A 20786-nucleotide genomic window follows, 5' to 3' on the forward strand; every position below is an offset into this window, starting at 1 on the left:
GCCCAGCAGGCGCTGGCCGCCCGCTTCGGCATCCGCAGCATCCCGACGCTCGCGCTCTTCGTGGGTGGCCGCGAGGTGGCGCGCCAGCCGGGTGCGATGGGGGCCGCGGACATCGTGCGCTGGACGCAGCAGGCGCTTCGACAGGCTCAGCGCGAACGGTGAAGGGGCTTCAGCGCGAACGGCGATGTGGCGTTAGAGCGAGCAGTGATGTCGCATCAGCGCGAACAGTGATGTCGCGTCAGCGCGAGCGGCAACGAGCGGCACCGAGCGGTGCGCGCAGCGCCGGCACCGGTTCAGACGATCAGCAGCACCGCCATCGCCAGCGCCGCCGGCACGGTCTGCACGAACAGGATTTTGCGGCTCGAGGTGGCGGCGCCGTAGAGCCCCGCCACGGCCACGCAGGCCAGGAAGAAGAGCTTGACCGCGAGGCCGGCGGCACCCAGCCACAGTCCCCAGAACAGGCCGGCCGCCAGGAAGCCGTTGTAGAGCCCCTGGTTGGCCGCCAGCACGCGCGTGGCGAGGGCGAACTCCGGCGTCAGGCCGAAAGCCTTGTGGCCGCGCGGCGTGTCCCAGAAGAACATCTCCAGCGCCAGGATGTAGACGTGGATGAGCGCCACGAGGGCCGTCAGCAGGTTTCCGATCATGTGGGTCTCTCTTTCCTCGGCCGCCCTTCGGGCCTGGGGCATCATCGCCGACTCGCCCGCCGCCGCGCACGCACCGTTTCGCCATGCCCTTCTCCCTCGCCGCGCCCGCCCACTTCGAACTGGAGGTGCGCAAGAGCCGCTTCCTCGCCTGCGTGCAGCCGGTGCCCGACCGGCAGGCCGCCCAGGCCGTGGTGGCGCAACTGCGGGCCGCGCATCCGGACGCGGCGCATGTGTGCTGGGCCTTGATGGCGGGCGGCCAGTCGGCCGCGGTGGACGACGGCGAGCCCGCCGGCACTGCCGGCCGGCCGATGCTGGAGGTGCTGCGCCACCACGACCTGGAGGGCGTGCTGGCCACCGTGGTGCGCTACTTCGGCGGCATCAAGCTGGGCGCGGGCGGCCTGGTGCGGGCCTACACCGACGCCGTGGCGCAGGCGCTGAAGGCGGCCGAGCCGGTGCCGCTGCAGCGCCGCGTGGCGCTGGCCTGCCAGGTGCCCTACGCGCTGGAGGGCACGCTGCGGCGCCTGCTGGCGCAGGCCGGCGCCGTGCTGCTGGAGGTGGCGCACGACAGCCTGGTCACGCTGCATTTCGAGGTGGTCGACACCGAGGCGGCGGCCCTGCGCACGCGCATCGACGATGCCGCCCAGGGCCGCGCCGGCTGGCCCTGAGACCGTGCGACCGAAGCCGTCATGCCCGGCGGACGCGCCGCCGGCAGCGGCGGCACGTCAGCCCGTCAGTTGCCCAACGACCGTCATCGGCGTCGCCGCCATCGGCAGGTCGCCCGCCAGCAGCCGGCGCAGCGCCGGCTCCGTCACCGGCCGGCTGAACAGGAAGCCCTGCACCAGGTCGCAATCCAGGCGCTGCAGGCAGTCGAGCTGCGCCTGGGTTTCCACGCCTTCGGCCACCACCCGCATGCCCAGGCTGTGGCCCAGGTCGATCACGGTGCGCACCAGCGCGGTGTCGGCATGGGTGCCGGGCAGGTCCATGACGAAGCTGCGGTCCACCTTGAGCTCGTCCAGCGGAAACTGCTTGAGGTAGGACAGCGAGGAATAGCCGGTGCCGAAGTCGTCCAGCGACAGCGAGATGCCGGTGGCCTTGATCTCGTGCAGGGTACTCAGGCAGGCCGGCACCTCGTTCATCAGCATGCTCTCGGTCAGCTCCACCACCAGCTGGGCCGCGGGCAGGCCGCTGTCGGCCAGGGCGCGGCGCAGCACGCCTTCCAGGTCGCCGCCGATGATCTGCGGCTTGGCCACATTGACCGACACCGACACCGCGCCCAGTCCGTCGGCCGCCCAGGCGGCGACGTCGCGGCAGGCATGCTCGATCACCCACTGGCCGACCTCCTGCACCAGGCCCATTTCTTCGGACAGGGGAATGAACTCGGCCGGCGGCACCAGGCCGCGCTCGGGATGCTGCCAGCGCACCAGTGCCTCCACGCCGGCGATGCGGCGGCTGCCGACGTCCACCTTCGGCTGGTAGTGCAGCCGCAGCTCGCCGCGGGCGGCGGCGCCGCGCAGCTGCGCGCCGAGCAGGGTGCGCTGGTAGGACTGGGCGTTGAGCTGCGGCGAGGCGAAGCTCAGCGGCTGGCCGCTGCGCCGGCCCTCGGTCAGGGCCAGGTCGGCGCTCTGGCACAGGGCGCGGGCGCTGGTGCCGTCGTCGGGGGCCATGGCCGCGCCCAGCCAGGGCGTGGGCGCCACGTCCAGGCCGCGCATGCGCACCGGCTCGGCCAGCGCGGCGAGCACGGCCTTGGCCATGGCGGGCAGCGCCTGCGGGCCCGGCAGCGCATCGATCACCAGGGTGAAATGCTGCTCGTCTAGCCGGGCGGCACGCACGCCGCCGTCGCCCTCGCGCCGGGCGCCGAAGCGCTCTGCCAGGCGCTCCAGCCGGCGCGCGACCACGGTGGTCAGCAGCTCGGCGGCGGCCGGGTCCAGGCTTTCGCGCAGTTGCCGGCATTCGGGCACGCCGATGCTGAACAGCGCCGTGCGCTCGTCCCGCGCCGCCGCCTTCGCCAGCAGCGCCTGCAGGCTCTTGCCGAACAGCGTGCCGTTGGGCAGGCCGGTGAGCTGGTCGTAATGGATCAGCCGCTCGTGGTAGTGGCGGAAGACCAGCGTGTTGCGCACCCGCAGCACCAGTTCGCTCGGATCCACCGGCTTGGCCAGGAAGTCGGTGGCGCCCAGCTGCAGGGCCCGCAGCTTGGACGCCGGGTCGCTGGCGGCGGTGAGCACGATCACCGGCAGATGGCGCAGCGCTTCGTCGGCGCGCACCTGCTCCAGGATCTCGAAGCCGGAGATGCCGGGCATGACCAGGTCCAGCAGCAGCAGCTCGGGACGGTGCTGGCGCAGCAGCGCGGCCGCGTCGGCGGGCTCCTGCGTGGCGATGAAGCGGGTGTAGCCCGCCTCCTCCAGGTAGGTCTGCACCAGGTCCGTCATCAGGGGATCGTCGTCCACCATCATCAGGGTGGACGACAGCAGGGGCGAAGGTGGCGGCACGCTGGGCATGGGTGGGTCAGGTGGTCGAGACGGAGGGAGCGCCGGTGCCGGCGCCGAGCGCGATGCGCCGGCCCAGGGCATCCAGGACCTGCAGCAGGGCCTGGGCGCGGACGGCGTCGCCGGCCTGCACGGCCTCTTCCAGCGACTTGGCGGGTTCGAAGAGTTCGGCAAAGCCCATGCTGCCGCCGGCGCCCTTGAGCCAGTGCGCGAGCGCGGCCGCTTCGTCCTGGCGGCCCTGCTGCACGGCCTGGCGCATCTCCTGCAGCTTGGCGGGCAGCTGGTCGACGAAGCGCTGCACGATGCGGCCGATCTTCTCGTGGCTGGCCAGGGTGGAGACCAGCGGCGCATCGGGCACGTCGGCCACCGGCGCCGCCGGAGCCGCCCCGGCCGTCGCGCGGTTCGGCTCGGCGCGGCCGCCCAGGCGGCGGGCCAGCTCGCGCAGCAGCTGGTTGGCGACGATGGGCTTGGTCTGGTGGCCGGAGAAGCCGGCCTCGTCCAGCTCGCGCTCGAAGCCCTTCATGGCATTGGCGGTGAGGGCGATCACCGGCAGCGTGAAGCCGCGCTGGCGCAGCACGCGCGTGGCCTCGGGGCCGCTCATGACGGGCATCTGGATGTCCATGAGCACCAGGTCGTAGTGGCCGGCGGCGACGGCATCGACCGCCTCGCGGCCGTTTTCGGCCTCGTCCACCTGCAGGCCGGCCTCTTCCAGGAGCACGCGCACCAGCTCGCGGTTCTCGGCCCCGTCGTCGGCCACCAGCACGCGGCCGCCGTCGAAGCGCCAGCGCACCGCCGGTACGGCCTCGCCCGCCTGCCGGTCGGCAAGCGCCTCGGCGGGGTCGATCATGGCCGCGGCGCCCAGCGGCTCGGCGGCGAGCCACAGGCTGAAGGTGGTGCCCCGCCCGGGCTCGCTGCGCACCTCGATGTCACCGCCCATGGCACGGGCGAAGCCGCGGCTGATGGTCAGACCCAGCCCGGTGCCGCCGAAGCGCCGCGTGGTGGACGACTCGGCCTGCACGAAGGGCTCGAAGATGTCGTCCAGCTTGTCGGCGGCGATGCCGATGCCGGTGTCCTGCACGTCGATGCAGTAGTGCGTGGCGGTGCCGTGCAGGCGCAGCCGCAGCGCCACGCGCACCTCGCCCTCGGCGGTGAACTTGATGGCGTTGCCCACCAGGTTGGTGAGGATCTGCCGCAGCCGCACCGCATCGCCCGGCACCGTGGCCGGCAGCCGCGCGGGCAGGTCCAGCTGCAGGCCGATGCCCTTGCTGGCGGCACGGTCAGCCAGGGTCTGCACCACTTCGGCCGCCACCTCGTGCGGCGCGATGGGATGGCGCTCCACCTCCAGCTGGCCGGCCTCGACCTTGGACAGGTCCAGGATGTCGTTGATGAGCGTGAGCAGGTGCTGGCCGCTGGAATGGATGATGTCCAGGTACTTGGACGCCTCGCCCGGCCCGCGCTGGCCGCCGCGGCGCAGCACCTCGGTGAAGCCCAGGATGGCGTTCATCGGCGTGCGGATCTCGTGGCTCATGTTGGCCAGGAAGCGGCTCTTGGCCTCGTTGGCGGCATCGGCCTGGTTCTTGGCCTCGCGCAGGGCGATGCCGCGCTGCTCCAGTTCGGTCACGTCCTGGAAACTCACCACCAGCGCCTGCAGCGCGCCGTCCGGCGCGAGGATGGGCGAGCAGTTGGCCCGCAGCGCATAGGCGCGGCCCTGCGCGCCGCACACGTGCAGGTGCACGTCGCGCTCCAGCATGCGGCTGGCCAGCACCCGCCGCCAGGGCAGCGCCGCCGCGGCCAGGGGCTGCTCGTCGGGGTCGGTCCAGGCGAACTCGTCGGGCGAGCGGCCGATGAGTTGCACCTCGTCCACGCCGAACATGGTGCCGGTGGACTTGTTGGCCAGCACGATGGTGCCGTCGGCGTCGAGCACCAGCAGGCCCTCGGTCAGCGTGTCGTAGGCGGCACGCACGCGGGCCGGCACCACGCGCGAGGGGTCCAGCTCGCGCAGCATGCGGTGCAGGTACAGCGTGAACAGGGGCAGGCAGGTCAGCAGCACGAAGGCGAGCAGCAGCAGCCGCGGGTCCTGCAGCTGGCCGAGCAGCCCGGGCGCGCGCAGCGGCTGGAAGCGGAACTCCACATTGCCCCAGGTGCCGCCGTCCTGCAGCACCGGCACGCGCATCTCGCCGTCGGCCAGCTCGCCCACCGGTCCGGCCGACCAGTCCGCCGCATGCCCGCCGACCTGCGCCACCAGCCGGCCGTCGTGGGTGCGCACGCCCACCGAGCGCAGGCCGGGATTGCGCTCGGCCATGAAGGACAGCAGGTCCTGCGCCGCGGCATCGTCGCCCTGCCCCAGCGGGCCGGAGACGGCGATGGCCATGGTTTCGGCGACCGAGGCGCGGTGGGCCCGCTCGACGGCACCGGCATCGGGCACCAGCCCGAGCCAGAGGGCACCGCCGAGCGCCGCCAGCGCGATGCCGACCAGGCCCAGGGCCAGGTGCAGGGCGGTGGGCACGCGCCGGGCCAGGCGCACCAGGGCCTTCCAGGCCCCCCTCATGGGACGGCTCCCGCCGCGGGCGGCAGGCCCTGCGGCATGCCCGGGCCGGACGAGGCCGCCGCCGGGGTCGACGAGGCGGGCGAGGCGGGCGAGGCGGACGCCGGGGTGGCGCCGGAGGACCGGTCGAACAGCCGCTCGACCTCGCGCTCGCCGGGCGCCACCGGCCCGCGCTTCGGACGCTTGCGGTTGCGGCTCGCGGCCATCACCGGCAGCGGATCGATCATCTGCCAGGCCGGCAGGGCCGACAGCATGGCGCTCGCCAGCACGCCGCCGCGCAGCAACCAGAAGACGTAGCCGATCGACAGGCTGCTGGCCGCCAGCGTGCCCGTGCCGGCCACGGACAGGCGCAGCACGCCCGTCGACGCGCCGGCCTGGCGCGCCTCGTCGAGCAGGCGGCGGGCCTCGTCATGGCCTATGGCGCGCGCGTGGGGCGCCGCTTCGCCCGCCGGCAGGTCGGGCAGCACGGTCGCCAGCGCGTCGGGGCGATGGGCCGGGTCGCGCATCAGCCAGTGGGCGGCTTCCATCGGCAGGCGCAGCAGGGGCGGCGCGGCCTCGACGGCGCGCGCCGTCCAGCGCGCCACGCCGCCGAGTTGCTCGGCGTCGGCGATGGGCGAGCGCACGATCAGGGATGGGAAGGCTGCGTCGGGTGCGAGGGACGCCAAGGCCGGCGCGTTCGCCACTTGCGCATCCGCCGGGGCCAGCGGGTTGACGGCTGCCGCGGGCGTCCGCGGACTGGCCAGAGCGGGGACAAAGGGCTGCGGCTCGGCCGGCGAGGTCGCCATGGGCGGTGGCGGCTCGGCCGCGGCAGGCGCCACAGGCGGCGGCTCGGCGGGTGCAGGCGCCACGGCCGGGACGGGCACGGCCGTGACGTCCAGCGACATCATCGTATCGGCGTACAGGCCCTGCGGATCGGTCGCCCGCACGCGCACCAGCAGTTGCCCGGCCTGGGCCACGGGTGCCATGCCGCTGAAGCGGCCGGTGGCGGCATCGAAGCCCAGCCAGTCCGGCAGCGGCGCGCCGCTGGCCAGCGTCGCGCTGTAGCGCAGGCTGTCGCCGTCCGGGTCCACGAAGGCATCCGCCGGCATGGTGTAGCCGAAAGGGCTGCGGGCCGTGGCCTGTTGCGCGGGCAGCGCGGCGCCGGCGCGCGGGCCGTCGTTCACCGGCGCGATGGCGATGCGCACGGTGGCGCGCGTGCTGCCGCCCTGGCCGTCGCTCACGCGCACGTCGAAGCGGTCGTCGCCATAAAAGTCGGCGTCCGGCGTGTAGACGAAGCCGCCGTCGGGGGCCACCACCACCTTGCCGTGCAGCGGATCGCCGGCCTTGGCATAGGTGAGCGTGTCGCCGTCCACGTCGGTGGCGGCCAGGCGACCGGCGAGCGGCGCGTCCTCGTCCGTGCCGGTGGCCATGTCGGCCATCACCGGCGCGTCGTTGACGGGGGTGACGGTGATGTCGAGCGTGCTGCCGGCGCCGGTGTTGGTGGTGTAGGCGATCTGCGGGACGCGGCCGTTCCAGTCGGCGTCGGGCGTGAACTGCCACTGCCCGTCGGCCGCCAGGGTGAAGCGGCCGACGCCGGCCACCGTGGCCGTGCCGCCGGCCGCCACCGTGGCGGACTGGCCCACCACCTGGAAGGAAACCACGCGCAGGGCGTCGTCCACGTCGCCGTCGTTGTCCAGCACATTGCCCGACGCCGGCGTGTCCTCGGGCGTGGTGGCGGTGTCGGGCCGCAGCACGCTGGGGTCGTCCACCGGCGTGACGGTGATGCGCACCGTGGCGACGGCCGTGCCGCCGTTGCCGTCGCTCACCACCACGGTGAAGCTGTCGCTGCCGTTGAAGTCCTGGTTCGGCGTGTACGTCCAGCGGCCGTCGGCGGCGACCACCGCCGTGCCGTTGCGCGGGTCGCTGGCCTTGGCATAGCTCAGCGCATCCCCGTCCACGTCCGACCCCTGCACCGCGCCGGAGACCGGCGTGTCCTCTGCCGTGGTCTGCGCATCGTCGCCCACCACCGGCGCGTCGTTGACGGCGCCCACGTTGATGGTGACCGTGGACACCGCGGCGCCGCCCTGGCCGTCGCTCACGACGACGGTGAAGCGGTCGACGCCGTTGTAGTTCGACGACGGCGTGTAGACGTAGAGCCCGGTCGCGGTGACGACCACGATGCCGTGCAGTGGATCGCTGCCCTTGGCGTAGCTCAGCGTGTCGCCGTCCACGTCGCCGCCGTTGACCTGGCCGGTGATGGCCAGGTTTTCACCCGTGCTGACGTTGTAGTCGGACACCGTCGGCGCATCGTTGACCGGCGTGACCGTGATGCGCACAGTCGAGGTCGCCATGCCGCCCTTGCCGTCGCTGACGATGACCGTAAAGCTGTCGTTGCCGTTGAAGTCGCGGTTCGGCGTGTACGTCCAGCGGCCATCGGCGGCCACCACCGCCGTGCCGCTGCGCGGGTCGCTGCCCTTGGCGTAGCTCAGCGCGTCGCCGTCCACGTCGGCGCCCTGCACCTGGCCGGAGACCGGCGTGTCTTCCGCCGTCGTCGGCGCATAGTCGCCCACGGTCGGCGCGTCGTTCACCGGCGTGACGGTGATGCGCACCGTCGAGGTCGCCGTGCCGCCATTGCCGTCGTTGACGATGACGGTGAAGCTGTCGTTGCCATTGAAGTTGCGGTTCGGCGTGTACGTCCACCGACCATCGGCGGCCACCACCGCCGTGCCGTTGCGCGGGTCGCCGCCCTTGGCGTAGCTCAACGCGTCGCCGTCCACGTCGGCGCCCTGCACCTGGCCGGCGACGGACGTGTCTTCGGCCGTGGCGACGTTGTCGTCGCCCACCGTCGGCGCGTCGTTCACCGGCGTGACGGTGAGGCGCACCGTCGAGGTCGCCGTGCCGCCCTTGCCGTCGCTGACGATGACCGTAAAGCTGTCGTTGCCGTTGAAGTCGCGGTTCGGCGTGTACGTCCACCGGCCATCGGCGGCCACCACTGCCGTGCCGTTGCGCGGATCGCTGCCCTTGCCGTAGCCCAGCGCGTCGCCGTCAACATCGGCGCCCTGAACCTGGCCGGAGACCGGCGTGTCCTCGGCGGTGGTCTGCGCGGTGTCGCCCACTGTCGGCGCGTCGTTCACCGACGTGACCGTGATGCGCACCGTCGAGGTCGCCGTGCCGCCATTGCCGTCGTTGACGATGACCGTGAAGCTGTCGTTGCCGTTGAAGTCGCGGTTCGGCGTGTACGTCCACCGACCATCGGCGGCCACCACCGCCGTGCCGTTGCGCGGGTCGCTGCCCTTGGCATAGCTCAGCGCGTCGCCGTCCACGTCGGCGCCCTGCACCCGGCCGGAGACCGGCGTGTCCTCGGCGGTGGTCTGCGCGGCGTCGGTGATCGTCGGCGCATCGTTCACCGGCGTGACGATGAGGCGCACCGTCGAGATGGCCGTGCCGCCATTGCCGTCGCTGACGATGACGGTGAAGCTGTCGGTGCCATTGAAATCGCGGTTGGGCGTGTACGTCCAGCGGCCATCGGCGGCGACCACGACTGCGCCGTTTCGCGGATCGCTGCCCTTGCCGTAGCCCAGCGCGTCGCCGTCCACGTCGGCGCCTTGCACCTGGCCAGAGACCGGCGTGTCCTCGGCGGTGGTCTGCGCGGTGTCGCCCACCGTCGGCGCGTCGTTCACCGGCGTGACCGTGAGGCGCACCGTCGAGGTCGCCGTGCCGCCCTTGCCGTCGTTGACGATGACGGTGAAGCTGTCGTTGCCATTGAAGTTGCGGTTCGGCGTGTACGTCCACCGACCATCGGCGGCCACCACCGCCGTGCCGTTGCGCGGGTCGCTGCCCTTGGCATAGCTCAGCGCGTCGCCGTCCACGTCGGCGCCCTGCACCTGGCCGGCGACGGACGTGTCTTCGGCCGTGGCGACGTTGTCGTCGCCCACCGTCGGCGCGTCGTTCACCGGCGTGACCGTGAGGCGCACCGTCGAGGTCGCCGTGCCGCCCTTGCCGTCGTTGACGATGACCGTGAAGCTGTCGTTGCCGTTGAAGTCGCGGTTCGGCGTGTACGTCCACCGGCCATCGGCAGCCACCACCGCCGTGCCGCTTCGGGGATCGCTTCCCTTGGCGTAGCTCAGCGCATCGCCGTCCACGTCGGCGCCCTGCACCTGGCCCGACGCTGGCGTGTCCTCGGCGGTGGTCTGCGCGGTGTCGCCCACCGTCGGCGCATCGTTCACCGGCGTGACGGTGAGGCGCACCGTCGAGGTCGCCGTGCCGCCCTTGCCGTCGCTGACGATGACTGTGAAGCTGTCGTCGCCGTTGAAGTCGCGGTTCGGCGTGTACGTCCAGCGGCCATCGGCGGCCACCACCGCCGTGCCGTTGCGCGGATCGCTGCCCTTGGCGTAAGTCAGGGGGTCCCCATCCGCATCGCTGCCGGTCACTCGGCCCGACACCGGTGTGTCCTCCGCGGTGGCTTGCGCGGCGTCCGTCACCGCCGGCGCACGGTTCGATGCGCCGACCTGGACGGTGATGGTCGCGTTGACGACGCCGCCATTGCCATCGCTCACGGCCACCACGAAGCGATCGGTACCGACGAAGTTGAGCAGCGGCATGTAGACGTACGCCCCGGACACCGCCACCACCAGCGTGCCGTGCAGCGGATCGACGCCTTTGGCGTAGCTCAGCGCGTCGCCGTCGACATCGCTGCCGGTCACCTGGCCGGTCAGCACCGTGCCCTGCAGGATGTTGACCGTTTTGTCGTTCACCGTCGGCGCATCGTTGACCGGGTCGACGGTCAGCGTGAAGCGGGTGCTGGCGGCGTTGCCCTCGGGATCGCGCACAGTCACCGTGACGGCGCTGCGGCCATTGGCATTGGCGGCCGGTGTCAAGGTGAGGGTGCGCGCGCCGCCGTTGCCGCCCAGCACGACGCCAGAAGCCGGCAGCAGTTTGCCGTCGTCCGCCCGCACCTCGACCACCAGGTCGTCGACATTGGTGTCCGGGTCGCCGACGGTGAAATTGATCGCGCCAGTACTGCCGTCCTCGTCGATGCGCTGGTCGCCGATGGTGCTGATGGTGGGCGGCTGCAACGCGAGTTCGTAGGCGCCGATGTCGGCGCGGCCGGACCGCGCCACGCCGCGCTGGTCGGTGGTCACGCCATCGTTGGGGTTGGCCGCATTGACGGCCGGATTGCCCGACGCTGTGGCCCGCGTGCGGCCGAAGCCGCCGTTGTCGGCCAGGCCCTGCAGGGCCACGCCCGTGTTGTTGCGGTCGCCCGGGCCCGACAGGCCCAGCGTGCCGTCGGTGCTGAGGTTGTAGCCGTTCGACGCCGCCACGCTGTGGCTGTTGCCGCCGCCATTGTTGGCAAACAGCGAATTGCCGGCCGTGAAGCCGTTGGCCGCATACACGCCGCCGGCGTCGGGTGCCGAGTTGTCGGCGACGGTGGCGTGGTCGAGCACGAAAGAACCGCTGGTCCAGGCCGCGCCACCGTACTGGCTGGCCGAGTTGCCGCTGAAGGTGATGTTGGTGCCGCTGAATGCGCCGAAGTTGTCGACGCCGCCGCCGAAGGTCGCGCTGTTGTCGGCGAGCGTGGCGCGCTGCAGGATGGCACTGGCGCCTGCATGCACGTAGATGCCGCCACCGTCGGTGTTGCCCGCCCTGTTCTGCGACAGCTCGGCATCGTTGGCGTTCAAGCTGCCATGCGTGTCCACGTAGATGCCGGCACCGTTGACGCGGGCGCTGCCGTCGCCGTTCTGCTGCACGCGCGTGCGGTTAAGCGCGAGGCGGCCGTCGGTGTAGATGCCGCCCCCCTTGCCTTGTCTGTTGTAGCCGTTGTTGTTCTGCACCACCGCGTCGTTCAGCGTCAACGCCGCGTTCTGCACGACGCGCACGCCGCCGCCCTGCGCGCTGGCACCGTTCTGGATGGTCATGCCCGACAACGTCACGCTGCCGCCGCGCACATCGAACACCCGGTCCTGGCCGCCGCCGTCGATGATCGTCCGACCAGCGCCGTTGCCCACGATCTCGACACTGTCGGTGATGTCGAGATCGCCGCTCGCATTGCCATCCTCGCTCTGCGAGGCAAGGAGAGGGAGGCCGGCGAGCGAGAAAGTACCGTCGACGGCGAAGACGATGGTGTCGGTGCCGGCCTGCGCGTTGGCCTGGTCGATGGCCCAGCGCAGCGTGCCGGGCACCACGCCCTGGTCGAGCACCGAGGTCACGGTGTAGGTGGCCATCAGCCCTTGCCAGCTCGCCTGCTCGGCGGCGCTGACGGCCGAGGCGGCGTGGATCGGGCCGCCCGTGGTGTATTCCAGCGTCCAGTCGCCGCCACGTTCCGCGGCGCCGGTGAGGTCGGTGCTGGCGGCGACGTCGGCGCCGGTGAGGTCGGCGATGTCCTGCACCAGCGACTGGCCGACCGTCGTCCCGGCCAGGTCGCAGCCGTAGAGCAGCAAGTCGGCGCCCGGCGCCAGTGCGGCGGACCAGCCGGCCACCTCGGGCGCGCGCTGCAGCAGCGCGGCGGCGTCGAGCACGCTGGTGCCCAGCTGCAGGCGGCCGTCGCTGCCGTGGGCCAGCACATGCACGGCGTCCAGCCCGCTGCGGCCGGCCAGGGCGCCGGACATCACGGCCAGGCCGTCCTCGTCGGCGCCGATGGTCACCACCTCGATCGGCCGGCCGGCGGCCTGCTGCTGGCGCAGGTCGGCCACCATTCCGGCGGCGTCGGGCAGCGACAGATCGACGAAGGCGATTTCGTTGGCGCTCGCCTGCTGCGGCTGCGCCGCGAAGGCGGGCTGCAGCGCCCCCGTGGACAGCATGCCGGTGCCGACGGCCAGGCCGGCGAGGTCCGCGGAATGCAGGATGCGCTCCTCCATCGCTTCCACGACGGGACGGGCGAAGCCGGGGTCGGCAGGGCGGGCCATGGCAGAGGTGGCGGTCGGGCGTCAGCGCGCGGCGGGTGCACCGGTCGTGACGGCGGTTGTGGCCGGCGCCGGCACGGGAGACGTGGCCGGGTTCCGGCCACCGGCCTGCGGCGGCGCGGAGACGGCGGCGGCGGGCCTCAGGGCGCCCGGCGTGCCGGCGGCCCCGGCCGCGGGCGGCAGCTCGGGCAGCTCGGCCTTGCAGCGCAGGCCAGCGGGCAGCCGGCCGCCCGGATTGGGCAAGGACAGCCGCACGCGGAAGCTGTTGCTGGCGGCGTCGAACACGCGGTCCATCCGGGTCACGGTGCCGGTCACCGGCCCCTGGTCGGGCAGTTCGGGCTGCACCGCCAGCCGGTCGCCCAGGTGCAGGCGTCCGTGCAGGGCCACGGGCACCATCAGTTCCACCCGCAGCGGATCGACCACCGCGATGCGCATGAGCGGTTTTTCCTCCACCCGTTCACCCGGGTTGACGAAGCGGTCCACCACCACGCCGGCGAAGGGACTGCGCACGGTGCGCTGGGCGAGCTGGGCATCGGCCACGCGGCGCTCCTCGCCGAGCACCCGGCGCTGGTCCTGCGCCTGGGCCAGCTTCTGGCTGGCCTGCTCCTGCTCGGCGGCGGCCTGGTCCACGGCCTGCTGCGAGATGAAGTTCTCCTGCAGCAGGCCTTTGGCGCGGCGCAGCTTCTGATTGGCGAAGTCCAGCGCGGCGCGGGCGGCCAGCACGTCGGCCTCGGTGCGGGCGCGGGCACCCGCGGCGCTGGCGCTGGCGCGCTCGACGTCGGCACGCAGCAGCAGCAGCACCTGGCCGGCGTGCACCTCGTCGCCGCGCTCGACGCGCAACTGGTCGACCACGCCCACCACGGGCGTGCCGACGTCGGCCACGCGGTCGGGCTCGATCAGGCAGCCCAGCGGCCGGGCGGCCGGGGCGGCGGCGGCACCGGCGGCGGCCAGCAGCGCGAACGCCGCCGCCAGCGCGGCCCGGTCGGGACGCAGCGCGGCGACGGTGGCGGCGGCAGCGGCCATCAGGCGGATGGGAAATGCCGTTCCCATTGCCGCTCCTGCGCGAGCAGGGCGGCGCGCAAGCGCGCGCGCCGTCCTTCTTCGTGCCATTGCCACGCTCGGCGCTGCAACCATGTCGTCGACTCCCTGATTCCGTTCAAACTTGTTACCAAATTGTTAATTAGCCCATCCAAACTGTCGAGGCCGACCCCGCTGAATTTGGGCTGAACCATGAACAACTGCGCACTTCCGGGCTCTCCGTGGCGCGCGGCGCGGCCGAAAAGCTGCCGGTCCAGCCGCTGCGACGGGTTGTGCTGGCAGCACAGGACGTGCAGCCCGCCCGCGGCGCGTGCGTCCGCGTCCAGCGCGATGTCGGTGCCGCGGCCCGCCATGCGGGTGGCGACGGTGACCTGCCCGGCGCGGCCGGCGCCGGCCACGATCTCGGCCTCCTGTGCGTCCTGCAGGGCATTCAGCACCCGGTGCGCGATGCCCGCCTGCCGCAGCACGGCCGACAGGGCCTGCGAGTCGGCCACGTCGTCGGTGCCGACCAGCACCGGGCGGCCGGCGGCCCGCAGCGCCGCCACCTCGGCCGCGACGGCCTGCCAGCGGGCCTCGGCGCTGGCGAACGCCCGCGGCGGCAGCCGGCGCAGGCGGCTGGGCGCATGCAGCGGCACGCGCACCACCTGCGCGCCGAACACCTGCCGCAACTCGTGCCGCGCCTGCCACAGCGTGCCGCTCAGGCCTGCGAGGCGCCAGTAGCGCAGGAAGAAGCGGGCAAAGCTGCTCTGCGCCACCACGTCGCTGTCGACCGCGGTGCGCAGCCCTTCCTTGAGCGCGACCAGCGTCTGCAGTCCGCGGGCCAGCACCCGTCCCTCGGCCGCGCGGCCGGTGACCTCGTCGAGCAGCACGATGGCGCCGTCGCGCACCAGGTAGTGGGCGTCGCGGCGCAGCAGGTGCTGAGCGACCAGGGCCAGGCAGACCGCCTCGCGCCGGTAGCGCGGCCAGCGCCAGCGGCCGGGCAGGCCGGCGGCCAGCTCGGCCAGGCGGGCTTCGCCGGCGGGCGTGAGTTCGGCCTCGCGCTCGGCCGGTCGCGTGTCGAAGTCGCGCCCCGGCTGCAGCTGGCGCGCCACCGCGAAGGCCTGCCACAGGAAGGCGCGGCGCGTGGCCTGCACCACGGGGCGCGACAGCACCAGCGGCAGGTCGGCCTCGTCCATCAGGATGCTGTCGGCCTCGTCGATGAGGGCCAGGCACAGGCCGCGCTGGCCGGAATGGTGCGGTGCCGGTGCGTGGCGGCCTGGGGATGGCGCGGCCGCGTCTGCCGCAACAGTCGCGCCATGCTCGTAGGCCGGCATGACCGCCGACGCCCCATCCCCGGCCTGCGCAAATCGGTCGCGCAGGAAGTCGAAGGCCAGCTCGCGCGCGGTGGTGTGCACCACGTCGTGGGCGTAGAGGCCCGGCCGGGTGGCGGGCGCATCGGCCGCCCGCAGCGCGCAGGCGCGCAGGCCGAGCGCCGCGTAGAAAGGCGCGAGCCAGGTGGCGTCCCGGCCCGCCAGGTAGTCGTTGGCCGTGACCACGTGCACCGGCATGCCGGCCAGCGCGCCGACGGCGGCCGCCAGGGCCAGGGCCAGGGTCTTGCCCTCGCCGGTGGCCATTTCGGCGAAGCGGCCGTCGAGCAGCGCCGCGGCGGCCATGCGCTGGGTCTGGCGCGGCATCAGGCCCAGCGTCAGCGACGCGCAGCCGCTCGCCACGCCCAGGGCCTCGGCCAGGGCAGCGGGCTGCAGGCCATCACGACGCAGGCGCCGGCGCAGGACGGCGAGGGCCGCGGCACGCTCGCCGTCCGGCAGGGCCAGCCAGCGCTGCGCATGCGCCTGCGCGTCGCGGCCGATCCGGGCGGCGAAGCCGGCGGGCGTCCGGAGCAGACGTGCCACGCTGAGTCGACGCGCGGGCGGCGCCTCGGCCTCGGCACCACCCGGCCGCATCGGCCGCGCGCCCCACACCGGACCGGGCCGCGGCAGCAGGCGGGCGAGGTCGGTGGGCAGGGTCGAGGCGGCGGCGGGCATGGCGTCTCGTCTCAGAACTGCGGGTTCAGGCGCTGCGACCAGCCGCGCCAGATCGCCTGCACCGTCCGCCAGCCCAGCGGCGCGAAGCCCAGGTCCAGCCGCACCCAGGCGCGCTCGCCCAGGCGGGCGGTGCCGGCGGCGGGCGGGCGGTCGAGCTGCACGTCGAGCAGCACGACCGGGCGCAGCGGCACCAGGTCGTCGCCGTCCTTCGGATCGGTGGGCACCGGGCCGCCGTGGCGCTCGCTCAGGGCAGCGCTGGGCAGGCGGGCGACGGCGCCGAGGCTGTCGCGCACCAGGCGGGCGTCGTGGGCGCGGCCGGGCGCGGCGGCCAGGCGCACGCCGGCCTCCGGCTGCGCCTCGGCCAGGGCGTCGGCCTCGGACTCGGGCAGCGCCACGCGCACCGTGGGCGGCGCGCCGCCCAGCACCTGGCCGACCAGCGCACCCTGCGCCAGCCAGCGGCCGGCCAGATCGCCGGCCTGCGGCTGCAGCAGGGCGACGCGGCCGGCGCTGCGGCTGCGCACCGCCAGCGCGGCGATGCGCTCGCGCAGCCGCGCCTGCGCATGGCGGGCGGCGGCCAACTCGGCCTGCAGGTCGCCGCTGCGGCGCTCCGGAGCGCCCGGCACCGGCAGCGCGCCGTCGCCGGGCAGGGACTGGACCAGCTCGGCCTCCAGCGCGGCGATGCGCCAGTCCTGCCGCTCCAGCTGGGTCTGCAGGGCCGGGTTCTCCAGCAGCAGGACCACCGCGCCGGCGGGCACCTCGGTGCCGTCGGCCACGCGCAGCTCGCGCACGAAGCCGGCCTCGTCGGCGCGCAGCTGGGCCTGCTCCGGCGGCCAGACCACGCCCTGCACGAGCGCATGCCGGGGCAGCGGCACGGCCAGCAGCGCCACGAGTGCCGCCACGCTGCCCAGCGCCAGCCGGCGCCAGCGTCGCGCGCTGGACGGCCGCGCCTGCGCCGCCGTGCGCAGCCGGCCCAGCAGCGCGAGCAGCGGCCGCAGCGCCATCTGCCAGCCCAGCAGAACGGCGCTGCCGACGCCCAGCAGCAGCGACACGCTGCCCAGCCAGAGCACCGTCCAGGCCACGATGGCCAGGCCGTAGAGCCAGGACAGCGGCGCGTAGGCGGCCAGCCAGGGCGCCTCGCCGGGCGTGGGGCGCAGGGCCTCGGCCTCTTCCTCGCGCCGCAGCAGGTGCCGGCGCAGTTGCGCCAGCCACCAGCCGCGGCTGCGCGTGGCCAGGTTGGGCAGGGCCAGCAGCTCGGTGGCGATGTGGTAGCCGTCCAGCCGCTGCAGCGGATTGGCGTTGAACACCAGTGTGGACACGCCGGCCACGAAGAGGAGCACGAAGGCCAGGTCGCGCCCCGGCCCGTCGGGCAGCCAGAGCCACAGCGGCAGCGCCACGGCGGCGACGGCCAGCTCGGCCATCATGCCGGCCGCGGCCACCAGGATGCGCTGGCGGCGCCGCACGAACAGCGTGGAGGCAGAGGCGTCCATCCACGGCAGCGGCAGGCCCATGACCAGCGTGACGCCGGCGTCGTGCACGGTGCCGCCCCAGCGCCGCACCGCCAGGCCGTGGGCCAGTTCGTGCACCAGCTTGAGCGGCAGATAGGCCAGCAGCGCCAGCAGCACGTAGCGCGGCGTGGCCAGCCATTCGCGGCCATGCGCCACCAGCTCGGGGCCGTGCTGCGCGGCCAGCACCAGCAGCGCGGCGACCGCGGCGAGCCACAGCACGGCGCCGGCGGGCGAGAAGACGCGCTGCAGCGGCGCCAGCCGGTCGAGCAGCCGCGCCGGATCGGCCAGCCGCAGCCGCCAGGCGAGCAGGCTGCGCGGCGCGCGGGCGGTGGCGCCGTCGGCGCTCTCCTCGCCCGGGGCCGGCGCCTCGCCGGGGTCCAGCCGCAGCCGCGGCGCCTCGCCGTCGAAGCGCAGCAGGCCGGCGGCGTCCAGTCGGGCGAGCAGGTCCACCACCTCCTCCTGCGTGGGCGGCTCGCGGCGGCCTTCCAGCAGTTGCTCCCACACCGCCTGCACGCTGCGCCGGCCGTCGAGCCGGGCGGCGATGTCGTAGGCCGCGGCATTGAGCCGCACGCTGCGCCGCGCGCCGGTGTCGGCCAGCAGGAACCAGGTCTCGCCGCGCACCTGCTGGCGCCGCACGCACAGCTGGCGTGGCAGCCTCGGCCTGAGGGCCGCGACGCGGTGCCAGCGCGGGCTGTCGCCGCTCATGGCGCGGCCCCGGCGCGGGCGCCGCTGCGACGCGGCCTGGCCATGGGCATGCGGGCGCTCATCCCCACCACGCCCACAAGGCGACCCGCAGGCGCAGCAGTGCATGCCGCGTCCAGGCCCACAGCAGCGGCGCGCGGCCGGCATCGATGCTGGCGCGGCCGAGCAGGCCGGGGCGCAGCTCCGGCCGGGCGTCGAGCAGCCGGGCCTCGACCTCGAACACGTTGCGGCCCTCCACCGCGCGGGCCAGCGGCGCGATGCGCTCCACCCGCAGCGGCTCGCGCGCCCACAGCCAGGCCGACAGCGACAGCCAGCCGGCCTGGCCGGGCTGAACGCGGGCGATGTCCACCTCGTCCACGTCCACGATCACGCGCTGGCGGCGGTTGTCGGCCAGGGTCAGCAGCAGGTCGCCCTGGCGCACCGGCGCGCCGATGGACTGGGCCAGGTCGCCCTGAATGACGACGCCGTCGAAGGGCGCGACCAGCCGGCCGCGGGCGATCTGCGCGGCGATCAGCGCCAGCTGGGCCTGCGCCTCGCTGACGCGCGCCAGGCTGGTGGCGGCGGCCACGCGGTCGCGGTTGGCCATGGCGGCGGCATAGGCGTTCTCGTGCTGGGCGAGCTGCTGGCTCCAGCGCTCCTGCTCGAGCCGCTGGTCGGCGTCGAGCAGGTCGACCAGCGGATCGCCGGCGCGCACGCGGTCGCCGGGGCGCACGTGCACCGTCTTGACGAAGCCGTCGGTAGGGGCGGAGATCTGCCGCTGCTCGGCGCCCTCGATGCGGGCGCGGCCACTCACGGTGTCGTCCAGCGGCACGGCGGTGGCGAAGGCCAGCACCAGCGCGCCGGCCAGCAGCAGGCGCCGCCGGCCGCGCTGGCCGGGCGCGCGCAGCCGCTGCCAGGCCTGTGCCAAGGCTTGCCGGGCGCGGCGCCGCCAGGGCAGCTGGGCGGCCTGCATCCAGTGCAGGGCCGGCGTGGCCGGAGCGAGCCAGGCGGCCAGGCGCTGCAGCTCGTCGGCACCGAAGGGCTGGCCGGCCGGGCGCTCGGCGCAGACGGCCGCCACCGGCACGCCGTGCAGGCCCAGCGGCACGCAGGCGACGGCGGCCTGCAGGTGGGCCTGCAGCAGGCGGTGTTCGAGCAGGATGGCGTCGGTGGCACCGCCGGCCTCGGGCGCGGGGCAGGCCAGCGGCACGCCCTGGTCCAGCGCCTCCTGCATGGCGCCGAGCAGCAGCGGGCGCAGGTCGGGCGGCAGGCCCTTGTCGTCGTGGGCGGAGCCGCCGGCGAAGCGCAGGCCGTCGGCCTGGTGCACGGCGATCCAGACGCGCTCGCAGCCGGCGAGGGCCGCCAGCCGCGTCGCCAGGCGCGCGGCGCCCTCGTCCACGCCGAGGGCGCCGAGCAGCTCGGCCGCCAGCTGGCCGGCCTGGGCCGCCGTCGCCGCGTCGCTGCCGGTCGCCTGCGCCATGCCGTGCGGCTCAGCGCGCGGACTGCGTCAGGCGCAGGCGGCGGATCAGTCCCGGATAGGCCGGTGCCGGCGCGGCCGCGGCCAGGGCGACGCCGGACGCCGCCGGGGCGAACAGGCCATCGATGCGGGCCAGGTCCTCCTCGCCCGCGGCGCCGGCGGCGGTCTTGAGGCGGAAGAACTGCGCCCAGGCCTCGTAGCCGGCGCGGGCCTTGTCGCGCCGCGTCTGGTACAGCTGCGACTGGGCCGCCAGCACGTCGGCGCCGATGCGCACGCCCACCTCGTAGCCGCGGCGGTTGGCGGCCAGCGCGGTCTCGGCCGAGCGCTCGGCCGCCTGCAGCCCGCGGAACTGGGCGATGGCGCCCAGCGCCGCATAGAAGGCCTGGCGCACGGCGCCGCCGACCTGGCGGCGGGCGGCTTCCAGGTCGGCGGCGGCCTTGTCCTCCTGCGCCACGGCCTCGCGCACGCGGGCGTCGAGCCCGCCGCCGGCGTACAGCGGCACGTTGAGGTTGAGCCCCGCCTGCACGAAGCGGCCCGACTGCGGCAGCGCACTGACGGTGGTGGCGCCGGCCCGCACCGCCTGCTGGCTGAGGCTGAAGTCCAGCGTGGGCAGGCTGCCCGCCTGCATCTTGCGCACTTCGAGCTGCGCCACCGCCAGCGCAAGGCGTGCCTGGCGCACCACCGGGCTGCCGCTTTCGGCCAGGTCCAGCCAGCGCGTCAGGTCGGCCTCGCCCAGGTCGGGCGCCTCGGCTGGCGGCAGGCCGGCCCCCGGCACCTGCACCCGCTGGCCGACCACCTGCTCCAGCGCGGCCTCCTTGGCCTGGCGCTCCATTTCGGCGGCGGCTTCCTGGGCAGTGACGGCGTCGAACTTCGCCTCGGCATCGCGCACGTCGACGATGGAGACGGTGCCGGCATCGAAGCTGCGCCGCGCCAGGGCCAGCTGCTCGGCCGTGGCCTGGCGCTGGCCGCGCAGCTGCACCAGGTCCGAACGCACGGCCTGCAGTTCGAAGAAGGCGCCGACCATGCGCTGCAGAAGGTCGGCATGCACGGCGTCGCGCTGGGCCTCCAGCGCATCGACGGCGACGCGGGACTGCTGCAGCGCCTGCCACGGCACCGGCCGGTAGAGCGGCTGGTTGAGCGACAGGGCGTACTGGCGGGTGGAGAAGTCGCGGTCGGGCGGCTGGGACAGGCCGGTGAGGTCGTGGTAGTCGGTGCGGCTGGCCGAGGCGCCCAGGCCCACGCTGGGCCGCAGCGCGGCGGCGGCCTGCTCGGCCCGTTCGGCGCCGGCGCGCTGCTGCGCCTCGGCGCCGGCCAGCGCCGGATCGCTGGCGACGGCAGCGTCCTGCCATTGCCGCAGGCCCTGCGCAGCCGCCGGCAGCGCCAGCGCCGCGACCAGCGCGGCACCCAGCACGACGACTGGCGCAGCCCGCCCCCGGCGCGGCACGTTCCGGCCGCGAAGGCTGTGGCAACCCTTGCTTTCCATGGAACTCGACTCCCTGCAGCGGACTGCGCCGGCA

11 protein-coding genes are annotated in these 20786 nt (G+C 74.4%); 2 read left to right on the forward strand and 9 right to left on the reverse strand.

Going from position 1 to position 20786, the window contains the following annotated elements:
- Positions 1 to 162, forward strand: a 162-nt coding sequence (locus NS331_RS27140; RefSeq protein WP_242873732.1) for a thioredoxin domain-containing protein, incomplete at its 5' end; no start/stop codon positions are given.
- 131 nt (positions 163 to 293) lie between these two features.
- Here the strand turns inward: NS331_RS27140 and NS331_RS12705 are convergent.
- Positions 294 to 644 (reverse strand): DUF1304 domain-containing protein, encoded by a 351-nt coding sequence (locus NS331_RS12705; protein WP_058642358.1) that lies wholly within the window; start codon positions 642 to 644, stop codon positions 294 to 296.
- 83 nt (positions 645 to 727) lie between these two features.
- Between NS331_RS12705 and NS331_RS12710 the strand changes: the two genes are divergently transcribed.
- On the forward strand, positions 728 to 1309 hold the full coding sequence (locus tag NS331_RS12710; protein ID WP_058642359.1) for an IMPACT family protein: 582 nt from the start codon (positions 728 to 730) through the stop codon (positions 1307 to 1309).
- A gap of 57 nt (positions 1310 to 1366) precedes the next feature.
- On the opposite strand, the gene NS331_RS12715 is transcribed toward NS331_RS12710, so the two are convergent.
- From NS331_RS12715 to NS331_RS12750, 8 genes are read right to left on the reverse strand one after another with little or no spacing between them, the layout of a single operon-like run.
- On the reverse strand, positions 1367 to 3139 hold the full coding sequence (locus tag NS331_RS12715) for a GGDEF/EAL domain-containing response regulator (RefSeq protein WP_058642360.1): 1773 nt from the start codon (positions 3137 to 3139) through the stop codon (positions 1367 to 1369).
- A gap of 7 nt (positions 3140 to 3146) precedes the next feature.
- On the reverse strand, positions 3147 to 5675 hold the full coding sequence (locus tag NS331_RS12720; RefSeq protein WP_082702435.1) for a hybrid sensor histidine kinase/response regulator: 2529 nt from the start codon (positions 5673 to 5675) through the stop codon (positions 3147 to 3149).
- Positions 5672 to 12553, reverse strand: a complete 6882-nt coding sequence (locus tag NS331_RS12725; protein ID WP_058642362.1) for a tandem-95 repeat protein — start codon at positions 12551 to 12553, stop codon at positions 5672 to 5674. The genes NS331_RS12720 and NS331_RS12725 overlap by 4 nt, the downstream gene beginning before the upstream one ends.
- Before the next feature lie 21 nt (positions 12554 to 12574).
- Positions 12575 to 13573, reverse strand: a complete 999-nt coding sequence (locus NS331_RS12730; protein WP_058642363.1) for an efflux RND transporter periplasmic adaptor subunit — start codon at positions 13571 to 13573, stop codon at positions 12575 to 12577.
- Positions 13573 to 15609: a preprotein translocase subunit SecA gene (locus NS331_RS26700; protein ID WP_058642364.1), complete on the reverse strand. Its 2037-nt coding sequence runs from the start codon at positions 15607 to 15609 to the stop codon at positions 13573 to 13575. The genes NS331_RS12730 and NS331_RS26700 overlap by 1 nt, the downstream gene beginning before the upstream one ends.
- Before the next feature lie 11 nt (positions 15610 to 15620).
- The gene (locus tag NS331_RS26705) at positions 15621 to 17819 is read right to left on the reverse strand and encodes a PqqD family peptide modification chaperone (RefSeq protein WP_058642365.1); all 2199 of its coding nucleotides are present in this window, start codon (positions 17817 to 17819) and stop codon (positions 15621 to 15623) included.
- A 58-nt stretch (positions 17820 to 17877) separates the two neighbouring features.
- The gene (locus NS331_RS12745; RefSeq protein WP_058642366.1) at positions 17878 to 19272 is read right to left on the reverse strand and encodes an efflux RND transporter periplasmic adaptor subunit; all 1395 of its coding nucleotides are present in this window, start codon (positions 19270 to 19272) and stop codon (positions 17878 to 17880) included.
- A 10-nt stretch (positions 19273 to 19282) separates the two neighbouring features.
- Positions 19283 to 20752: a TolC family outer membrane protein gene (locus NS331_RS12750; RefSeq protein WP_082702438.1), complete on the reverse strand. Its 1470-nt coding sequence runs from the start codon at positions 20750 to 20752 to the stop codon at positions 19283 to 19285.
- Between the last annotated feature and the right edge of the window lie 34 nt (positions 20753 to 20786).

The organism is Pseudacidovorax intermedius (assembly GCF_001476815.1).
GTDB classification, from domain to species: Bacteria; Pseudomonadota; Gammaproteobacteria; order Burkholderiales; family Burkholderiaceae_C; genus Xenophilus; species Xenophilus intermedius_A.

Coding starts and splice junctions, on each gene's coding strand:
- NS331_RS12750 (WP_082702438.1), bottom strand. CDS start 20,752: ATGGAAAGCAAGGGTTGCCACAGCCTTCGCGGCCGGAACGTGCCGCGC.
- NS331_RS12715 (WP_058642360.1), bottom strand. CDS start 3,139: ATGCCCAGCGTGCCGCCACCTTCGCCCCTGCTGTCGTCCACCCTGATG.
- NS331_RS26705 (WP_058642365.1), bottom strand. CDS start 17,819: ATGAGCGGCGACAGCCCGCGCTGGCACCGCGTCGCGGCCCTCAGGCCG.
- NS331_RS12730 (WP_058642363.1), bottom strand. CDS start 13,573: ATGGCCGCTGCCGCCGCCACCGTCGCCGCGCTGCGTCCCGACCGGGCC.
- NS331_RS12705 (WP_058642358.1), bottom strand. CDS start 644: ATGATCGGAAACCTGCTGACGGCCCTCGTGGCGCTCATCCACGTCTAC.
- NS331_RS12745 (WP_058642366.1), bottom strand. CDS start 19,272: ATGGCGCAGGCGACCGGCAGCGACGCGGCGACGGCGGCCCAGGCCGGC.
- NS331_RS12710 (WP_058642359.1), top strand. CDS start 728: ATGCCCTTCTCCCTCGCCGCGCCCGCCCACTTCGAACTGGAGGTGCGC.
- NS331_RS12725 (WP_058642362.1), bottom strand. CDS start 12,553: ATGGCCCGCCCTGCCGACCCCGGCTTCGCCCGTCCCGTCGTGGAAGCG.
- NS331_RS12720 (WP_082702435.1), bottom strand. CDS start 5,675: ATGAGGGGGGCCTGGAAGGCCCTGGTGCGCCTGGCCCGGCGCGTGCCC.
- NS331_RS26700 (WP_058642364.1), bottom strand. CDS start 15,609: ATGCCCGCCGCCGCCTCGACCCTGCCCACCGACCTCGCCCGCCTGCTG.